Origin of the sequence: Xylophilus sp., from assembly GCA_009914555.1 — a bacterium.
Classification (GTDB): Bacteria; Pseudomonadota; Gammaproteobacteria; order Burkholderiales; family Burkholderiaceae_C; genus WNDY01.
The window spans coordinates 1-5,432 of sequence record WNDY01000111.1 but is presented as its reverse complement, the minus strand read 5'-3'; the positions used below and the strand labels follow the sequence as shown (position 1 = coordinate 5,432).

Annotated in this window: 5 protein-coding genes; all 5 read right to left on the bottom strand. The window is 64.7% G+C overall.

All coding sequences use genetic code 11. From position 1 onward, the window contains the following. Window positions 1–583 (bottom strand): hypothetical protein (locus GAK38_RS23265; protein ID WP_325347260.1); only part of this gene is annotated, 583 nt, incomplete at its 3' end. Next, on the bottom strand, window positions 570–2,861 hold the full coding sequence (locus GAK38_RS23260) for a hypothetical protein (RefSeq protein ID WP_325347259.1): 2,292 nt from the start codon (window positions 2,859–2,861) through the stop codon (window positions 570–572). The genes GAK38_RS23265 and GAK38_RS23260, both read right to left, overlap by 14 nt. Continuing rightward, window positions 2,858–3,418: a hypothetical protein gene (locus tag GAK38_RS23255; RefSeq protein WP_325347258.1), complete on the bottom strand. Its 561-nt coding sequence runs from the start codon at window positions 3,416–3,418 to the stop codon at window positions 2,858–2,860. The genes GAK38_RS23260 and GAK38_RS23255 overlap by 4 nt, the downstream gene beginning before the upstream one ends. After that, window positions 3,408–3,863 carry a GNAT family N-acetyltransferase gene (locus tag GAK38_RS23250; protein WP_325347257.1) on the bottom strand — a complete coding sequence of 152 codons (456 nt, stop codon included), beginning with the start codon at window positions 3,861–3,863 and terminating at the stop codon, window positions 3,408–3,410. Before GAK38_RS23250 ends, GAK38_RS23255 begins: the two co-directional genes overlap by 11 nt. Beyond that, window positions 3,856–5,432 (bottom strand): hypothetical protein (locus tag GAK38_RS23245; protein ID WP_325347256.1); only part of this gene is annotated, 1,577 nt, incomplete at its 5' end. The genes GAK38_RS23245 and GAK38_RS23250, both read right to left, overlap by 8 nt.

Sequence of the window (5,432 nt, the reverse complement as noted above, 5' to 3'; positions counted from 1 at the left end):
CCGCTGTGGCCGCGCCGGTCAGCGCGCCCGCTTTCATGCGCGTGCCGACGTCCACGCCTTGGCGCCGCAGCTCATCCGAGGCGGTTGCAGCCTCATCAGCGCCGGTTGCCACAGCGCCAGCCAGGACGCCGCCGCCGGCAATCGAGTAGCCCACGGCCTTGGTAATCACCCGCGATGCCTGGAACAGGATCTGCTCGGCATGGCCAGCCGTCTCCGGGTTCGGCATGAAGCTGCGCGCGCCGCGGCGGATATCGTCGCCCACCTCAGAGCTGAACGACTCGCCAGACAGTAGCCGCTTCTGGGCTGCCTTGGCTTCCTCGGGGTCCCATTCCTGATAGGTGTCGACGCCCACCGGGGTCATGCCGGCGTAGTTGTAGCTGGCCTGCACGTCTCCGAAAGCGCCAGCCATGTCGGCACCGAAAGCAGCGGATTCAGCCAGACCGACGCCGGCGCCCTTGAACGGAGCCTTGACGGTTCCCCAAAAGCTGAAGCCCCGTTCAGGCATCGGGGCCACTGGCGCGCGCTGCGCTCGGTTGATGACAGCGCGCTGGATCGAGTCGGCGTACATGTCATCGAGAGCCATATTGCGCCTCCTGTTGCAGGTGGAGCTGCTCGGCGTACCGGTCCGCATCCTGGGGGTTGTTGAACTTACCGAGGTGGCGGCCAGTCTTTCGGTACGTCTGGATCGCCTCGTCATCGCTCATGATTCGGCCGTCGTCGCTGACGGTCGGCACCAGCACCTCCCGGTCGTCTTCTTCAAAGGACATGGAGCGCACCGTGCTGATCGTCCCGTCCGAGTTCTTGACCACAGGGCGATTGTTCAGGTTGATGTTTCCGCGCTCGACAAGCCCGGCCGGTTTCGCGTCCTTCGCCGGTGGCAGGGCCGGCGCGCTGGACACAGTAATAAGCACCGGCTGGCCGTTTTCGTTCAGCACGGAGCCAGCGCCCGCCGACACGGTGTACAGGCCTTGGCCGGCATGGCGCAGCGGGGCATCGCGCAGGCCGCCCAGAAACTTGCTGATCGGAATCTTGTTGCCGCTCGAATAGACAAAGCCGTCAGGTGTCGGGGTGAGGATCATTCCGGGCGATGGGGCCTTGAGCGCCGAGTTGAAGTCAGACGACGACATGCCGCGCGGCAGTGGTATGCGGCTGCCATTGCGCTCGACAATCTCACCGGCTACTGCCGCGACTGCTTCCCGGCTGTTCATGCGGTTACCTCCGGCCTGGCCGCTGGCCTGAAGCAGCACCGCAGCATCAATGGCTGCATCTTCGACTACAGGGGATGCCATCGTGCCGCGCACCTCTTTGGCGATATCGGCGCGCCAGCGGTTCAGGTCGGACTCGGGGACGCGCTTGTCCTTGATGGCCTGGTCGCCGCGCAGAAGCTGCTGAGATAGCAGGCCACCGTCAGCCATGCGCAAATCACCCAGGCCGGCGCTCAGGCCCAGCGCGCGGTCCTTGCTGTTGATCTGGGTGGCGATGGCGCCCATCACTCGCGGCCCTACCATCTGCTGCATGTCGGCCAGAGCGGATGCCCGCTGATCGGGCGGGAGAGACGTAAGGAAGGTAGCCACCTGGGGAGCTTCGTCGGCCGTGAATGGCGAGGTTGGCCGCCCGGTCCAGGTCTCCACCGAGGCCGCTTGCATCGTGCGGGATTGCAGTCCCTGCATCAGCGTGGCCATGCCGCCAGACATGTCCAGCGGCGTCACGTTCAGGATTACGCCGCGCTCAGCCGCTGCGGTCAGCGGGTCAGCCTGTGCGTCACGCAGGGCAGCATCGTGGGATTTCTGCAGGTTCTCGAAGCGCTGCGAGCTTTCCGGCGTCCAGCCATCGCGGTTGCCTTGTGCCGTGAGCTGCTGAAGGATGGCCACGCGCTGCGCCGTAGGCTGGGTGGCAAAGGCCGTGCCTTCCGGCGCCGCCTTCAGGATGCCGGGCAGCATCGACTCGTAAGCGGTGCCGGCGGCGGCCTGAGTCACCTCGGCGGCATATTCGGGGTCGATCTTCTTGCCGTCGATTGCCAGCTTGTAAACGCCGTTGACCAGCTGCCCGGCCTTACGCTCCCTGGCCTGGGCGCGGATTTCCTCGCGCTGGGCGGCTGCCACGGCGCGCTGCTCCAGCGACACCTTGTAGCCGTCCGCCTGGGCAATCAGCTGGGCGCGCCGCTGGGGATCGAGAGCGGCAAACTCGTCAGAGCTGAGCGCTTCCTGCACCTTGTTCAGTGCACCCATGTCGTTCCTGGCAGCCGACAGCATGGTGTAGGCCTTCGTGGAATACGCCTTCTCGCGGAACGTGTTGGTGCTGCTTTCGATCTGCGCGGGCGTCATGCCAGCGGCCGGGCCCATGGCGCGGACGGCATCGTTGTAGCGTTGCGACGCCAGCTTCGGATCGGGCTCACGCTCCAGGGCATTGCCCAGAGCGGTCAGCTCCCCGCCGATGTTCTGCTGCACCTGGCGGGTGGCCATGTCGCGCACGCGCCCACCGACTCGCATGGCAGCGCCTTCGAGCTGGGCCTGCACCGCGTCTCGGTAAAGCGGCCCGACGTTGCCGACCTGGCTGCTGATTATCTGCTTGGCCTTCTCACCATAGAGGCCGTGCGCCTTGGTGGGGTCGATGACGCCGGCCTGCAAGCCCTGGCCAATTTCATCTTGCAGTGCGCTCAGGGCTCCCTCGGTATCGGCCATGCGGCGGATATCCTGGGCACGGCGCTGGGTATCCAGCAGTTCCTGGCCAATGCCGCCGACCTGCGCGCCCAGCCCCTGAACCTCGCGGGCGGTTGCCACGTCGGCAGCACCAGCAGGAATATTGGCGGCCTGTTGCGGCGCGGCGACTGCGTTGCCAAATTTGCCAGTCGGGATTTTCATTTGACCAAGCCCCCGGAAAGGATGTTCATGCCGGCCGTGCTACCCAGGGCGCTACCGCCGCCAGTGAACAGGGACGACACAGAGAGTGGCGAAGCTGCGCCGCCGCCCCACATGCCATTGCCAGCGGCCCCGCCCAAGACGCTGCGCCGGACACCTACACCTCCCGCGCTGCGTGCGTTCTTGCCCGCCTGCCGCGCGGCCTTGGCCTCATAGTCAAGCGTGCGGGCACGGCGGTCACCCTCAAGGATGGCCGTATAGGCGTCCGTCTCGGCATCCAGGTCGATCTGGTCAGTAACCCGAACCGGCGTGCCACGATCGAGCGAAACACCTGCCGCCGCGTAGGCTGCATTGGCTTGGGCCCGCTGCGACACGCCGGCGCGCCGGATTCGTTGGGCTGATGCCAGGGCGGCATCACGCTCACCGGCAGCCTGATTGGTAAGCTGCTGCGCCTGCGCGTCAGCCAGCGCGCCCTGCTGCTGGCCCTGAGAATTGGAGCCGGCCGCTCCCAAGACAGAAGAGCCGATCATCAAATAAGGGGCAATCGTGCTAAGTCCCATGTTCACACTCCAGTCCGATCTGAAAACGGGTGAAGCCAAGCCGCTCATACAGCTGCGCTGTGCGTTCGGCATTGACTCCGGTACTTGAGCCCGCTTCAATCCAGCGGGCTTTTTTGATTTCCGACCACGCGATGGCCGTGCGGATAAGGCGACTCGCAGCGAAAGCGCCGCGGTGATCCGGGTGCATGAAGAAGGCCATTTCCTGGCAGATCACCTCGTCGCTCATCCAATTGGGCTCTGCCACCAGCAGGATCGTGCCGATGATCTGGCCTTCCTGTCGGGCCACAAAAACCGCACCCGACGACGATTCAATGAGGGCGGTAATCGTGCGCCCTACCCGGTCAGCGCTGTATTCGAGTCGACGCCAGCGCGGGCTTTCAGCCACCATTAGGCGCCCCAGGGAAACCAGCTCGGGCACGTCGGCGAGGGTTGCGTGTTCAATCATTGGTGGTCCACTTGCGAACGACGGCCAGGACGTGGAACGGCATCGGGTCGGGCTGGGTGATGGTCGTGTCCATTTCACCCTTGCGCCATCCAGTCGCGCCCACGGAGCCCCAGCCGCTGTTCACCGGTGGCGGCTTGTCCAGGACGTTGTCGCCAAACACGCGCAGGTTTACCGCTGTGCCGTTGATCGTGGCCCCCACTGTGTTCAGGAAAAGGACGTCAACCTCGTGGGCTCGCATCTGTCTGGCCTGGGCAGTACCGGTCTGCGTGACCACCTCCGGGCTTAGCAAATCGACCTCGAGCACGACAGCCAGGCCGAACTCGACTTCTTTTGCATTGCGGGCCAGCGTGACCTGCCCGCCCGTCGCAACTTGCGCCGGCTGCACCGTGCCATCGGCGCGGATAGAAACCGTCATGCCTTCAAGGTGATCCAGGCCCGTCCACGTAGCTTTGCCGGTCGGGTCGGATCCAAAGGCGGCGGAATGGGTGTAGGCGTCAGCGTTGAATCGCTCGACATACCGGCGCGTCTGGCCGTTGATGGTGCGGCGCACGGTTACCCAGACTTCGTCAAAGTCGCCGGCCGGGATCACAGCGACGGACTCAAAGCCCCCCTGCGTATCCTGCGAGGTCCAAGCAATGACGCCCTCCGACCGGCTGATGGTCATAGTGGCCATGGTGCCGTCGCTGCAAATGCACCACAGAACCGGGATAGGCCGCTGCTGGAAGGCCATGTCCACCACGCCCATCGACAGCAAATGCTCGGACAGCGTGCTGAGTTCCTGGCTCTGGTAGGAATCGGTGGCCACGTTGAAAGCCATTGCCAGGACGCTGGTGCCGGCGCGCTGCACATAGGCCAGCTCGTCGCCAATGCGGGCCGGCCGCACGTCGGTCGTGCCATAGACGCTTTGGTCCTTGGCCTGGACATTGGTAGGCGTGAGCGGCTTTTCGACGCCACCGGTCATCGTCCATTCGGTACCCAAAGACAGCGCGATCAATGCGCGGACGCTGGCCAGGTGCTGGATGCCGTTGCTTTCCCCGTCCAGCGCATAGAAGAACCCGTCTGTGTCTTCGTCGCCCAGGGTGAAATCGAAGTAAAGCGCCGAACGGCTGCCCCATACGCCATTGGGGTCTCGGGTGGTGCCGGCCAGAACCAGGCGCTGCTGGTTGATCGTCGTGGCCTTCGGATAGCCCTTGGACGAATCCCAGACCGACGATTCCAAGGTCCATGAACTGGCCGGCGCTTCCACGTCTGAATCCAGGTCAGCCTTAACGATACCGGTCGCCGCCGTAGCGCTGGAAACCGACGTCAGCAGCACCAGGCCGCGATTGATGCGCACGTACTTGCCCACATCATTGCTGCGCCAGCCGTCCAGGCCTGTGAGCGTCAGCGTGATGGATTGGCCAGTCGTGCCCTTTGCCGACGGCTTCAGCGGCACCTGCGGAGAGTCAGCGAGGGTCCAGTCGTTGGCTGTCAGTGCCGTGCCCAGGAACTCGGCCGTAATGTCGACCGTAACCATGGTGGCACTGGTAAAACAGGTGATGGTCGCAATGCCAGGCCCAGAGGTCACCT